Here is a 3,005-nt window from a genome sequence, read left to right as displayed (position 1 = left end):
TACTGATACAACTGGACAGAGGGCGATGGGGCAAGATGCTGGACAAATCATTGGCTCTCTCAACCGCAACACCGCAGCAGCCCACCAAGCAGTAGGACAGCTAGATGTCGCATCGCTTGAGGGAGCAGTGCATAATCGCGTAGGTATGATCAATGATTTATCGGATGAAGGAATTAATATCTTTGAACAGGGCTTTGTAAACATGTTTATCAAAGAGCATTATCTGGCTACCGTGGATCACGATGAAAATGGCAATGTGATCTATGCAAAAGATGAAAATGGAAATCCTATAAGAGACAGTCATGGAAACCCGCAGCCGCAATATCATTATTTAACGCCTGAAGAACAACAGAATTTACAAAAAGGTTCTGATGGCAAGGTTCATGTTTTTCTCAATGGTATTTTTACAACACCAGATGACGCAGCCCATAATGCGGTTCAGTTGGCTGATAACAAGAATGATCCGCACTATTTTCTGATGTTCCCTCATAGCGATTCGTTCTTGGTAGAGTTGTTCATTGCAGGGTATCAGTATGCTCTAGAAGGTAAGTTGGGTATTTTGACCAATTCGACGAAGAAGTACCAGAATCTGTTGTATAGCCTTGGCAATATAGGATTGCATACTGATGCGCATAGCCGCGGCAGTATGACAGCGGGCAATGGATCGCATGATTTAGAAAAGCATGGTGTTCATGGTATAGCAAAGAAAACAACGATTAATTTCTTTGGACCAGCTTATAATACTCAAAACATGGCAGATACGTTATATATCTTAAGTGATGGAAAGCAGGATTACGTAAACTTGGAAAATCATAAAAATGACTTTGTGGGTACAAAGATTGGCAAAAATCCTTACACTTTTGAGCAAATACCTCCTGGAAGTGGTCCTTGGAAAGAAGCAGGGCAAATATTTAAGGGCTACCCAAGTGTCCATGCTTGTTATGGTAATGCAGGTTCAATATGTCGACAGGCTTATGGATTACCTAATCGTACGCCAATTTATTCAAAATATTCAGGAAGAAAAAAATGAAACAAATCTTGAAATTATTAAGTGGTCTCATTCTGTTAAATATTGTTGGATGTAACATCGACAAGCCTCCACCAGGAGTTTTGAGTGCATGGGAGAAACCTGGTGCAGATTTTACGGAGATAGGAAAAGCCTTGTTAGAATGTGGTATGCCAACCCCTTATGATGTTTTTCCAGAAAATAGAAAGCTAAGCATCAATGCAGAGGCTTCCATCGATGCTTGCATGATTCAAGCAGGATTCCACTACAAATGGGGAGGACCATATTGGTGTTATACTTTTAAAGAGAAAAACTTGCCGATTTGTCGTCCAGGTGCTGTCATACCACAGCGCAGTGTCAAGAAGCGCTTAAATAGCCCTTTTTGTAAAAGGTATAAAAATGCGGATGAATGCAAGCCTTAAGTGATGATCAACAATCCCCCTCCTTGCCTTCGCTTGGAATGGCGGGATTGTTTCCTCAATTAACCATTTCAATATTGTTCACTGTTGTTTTCAGCAGCGGTGACAGGAAATATCAATAGGTTTATGAGCTCTGTTTTATCGTAAATAAATCCATTGAAAGAGGGGAAAAATGAAGAAAATCTTAAAACTGTTGAGTTGCATGGCTTTGTTAAGTATCGCTGGATGTGACTCAAAGCCTCCTTCAAAATACTTTGTTATATGGCAAAAGCCAGATGCAGATTCTACTGAAGTAGCAAAAGCATTGTTAGAGTGTGGTAAGCCAACTCCTTATAATGCCGATACAGAAAATAGTGGATTAGGTTTCGGTGAATGGGCAATAATTCATACTTGTATGCTTCAATCTGGCTTCCACTATAGAAGTGAAAATGGAAAGTGGTGTGAAAATTGTCAAGATGATAGGATTCCGGTGTATCCTCTTAGTGGTTCTATCACGCCTCAGCGAAGTGTTGAGAGACGCTTAAATAGCCCTTATTGTAAAAAACATTCAGAACAACTTGAATGCCAGCCTTAAGTCTTGCTTCAGCAGAGAAAGCCTTGAATTTACACCAAATAAAGCACCAGGTTTGATGAGCTTGAGAAAGCCTTGTCCGTCCTTACGTGACAAGGTTTTCTTTTTATGCCGCGTCGTTATAACGNAAAGAGCCATTGGTTACATGACGGCGGAAAGTTGAGACACTCATATGAAGCAATTTTGCACTTTCACGGTCTGTTAAAAGAATATCATTTTCTGTCATTCTAAAATCCTTTCACTATAAAAACAAATCATAATCATTTATTAACCACATTTTGGTTCATTTAGAAAGATGTTTTATTTATAGAAAACAATATTTTATTATACAATTTCTAATGTGATAAATTATGACTCCTATTGAGAAAGAATGAGAGAGAAGAGAGCTAAAGTTATCCACAGATAATGGGGTTATTCACCCCATATCTTAAGATTGACCCGTGACATAAGCCGCCCATTTATCCATATAAACACGGCGCTGTTCTAGATAATCAGTACGACGATAGGCACGCTCTACTTTGCCGCCAACTGTATGACTTAGAATAGTTTCAGCGACCTCATAGGGGGCATCGGTTGTTTCAGCGAGCCAATCACGTAAACTAGAACGAAATCCATGGGGGCATGCCTCAATTTTATTGTCTCTCATATATTGAGCCATACAATTTGCAGCGAGGGGACCCCGACCGGTTGCAGAAAAGAAGAAATCATTGCGAGAAAGCAAGCGCGCTTGTTTTAAGATTTCTAATGCTTCTGATGATAGAGGCACGCGAAACTCTTCTGTAGTATCACGTCGACCTTTCATATTTTCAGCAGGGATTGTCCAGATATCGCCATCAACTTGGTCTTTATGAATATGACACAAAGGGTTGGTACGAACGCCTGTCAAAATAAGCAAACGCAAAGCCAGTTGTGTTAAGGTTGATGCTTCGCAAAGTGTTTTATAAAAAGCCGGAACCTTTCTCCAATCCATAGCTGGAAAATTTTGCGTTTTATGGCGTTGTTTGCCTAA

The 3,005-nt window shown here is 40.0% G+C and carries 4 protein-coding genes and 1 pseudogene; 3 read left to right on the top strand and 2 right to left on the bottom strand.

Annotation, left to right across the window (positions count from 1 at the left end):
• The 3 genes from ACFIK2_RS04275 to ACFIK2_RS04265 form a co-directional block, all read left to right on the top strand.
• On the top strand, positions 1 to 1,030 hold a 1,030-nt coding region (locus ACFIK2_RS04275), incomplete at its 5' end, for a filamentous hemagglutinin (RefSeq protein ID WP_375676922.1).
• Positions 1,027 to 1,428, top strand: a complete 402-nt coding sequence (locus ACFIK2_RS04270) for a hypothetical protein (RefSeq protein WP_375639609.1) — start codon at positions 1,027 to 1,029, stop codon at positions 1,426 to 1,428. The genes ACFIK2_RS04275 and ACFIK2_RS04270, both read left to right, overlap by 4 nt.
• Before the next feature lie 169 nt (positions 1,429 to 1,597).
• Entirely contained in the window at positions 1,598 to 1,999 is a 402-nt protein-coding gene (locus tag ACFIK2_RS04265) for a hypothetical protein (RefSeq protein ID WP_375612658.1), read from the top strand.
• Positions 2,000 to 2,126: 127 nt separating this feature from the next.
• Here ACFIK2_RS04265 and ACFIK2_RS04260 read toward each other — a convergent pair.
• Both ACFIK2_RS04260 and ACFIK2_RS04255 read right to left on the bottom strand, forming a co-directional pair.
• A pseudogene (locus ACFIK2_RS04260) lies at positions 2,127 to 2,222 on the bottom strand (DNA-binding protein); the annotation flags it as partial.
• Between the two features lie 201 nt (positions 2,223 to 2,423).
• Positions 2,424 to 3,005 (bottom strand): tyrosine-type recombinase/integrase (locus ACFIK2_RS04255; RefSeq protein ID WP_375676921.1); only part of this gene is annotated, 582 nt, incomplete at its 5' end.

The sequence above is a fragment of the Bartonella sp. AP88XZML genome, assembly GCF_042195565.1.
Classification (GTDB): domain Bacteria; phylum Pseudomonadota; class Alphaproteobacteria; order Rhizobiales; family Rhizobiaceae; genus Bartonella.
Note: the sequence above shows the minus strand (reverse complement) of the source record. Positions and strands in the feature narration are given on the sequence as shown.

Coding starts and splice junctions, on each gene's coding strand:
- ACFIK2_RS04265 (WP_375612658.1), top strand. CDS start 1,598: ATGAAGAAAATCTTAAAACTGTTGAGTTGCATGGCTTTGTTAAGTATC.
- ACFIK2_RS04270 (WP_375639609.1), top strand. CDS start 1,027: ATGAAACAAATCTTGAAATTATTAAGTGGTCTCATTCTGTTAAATATT.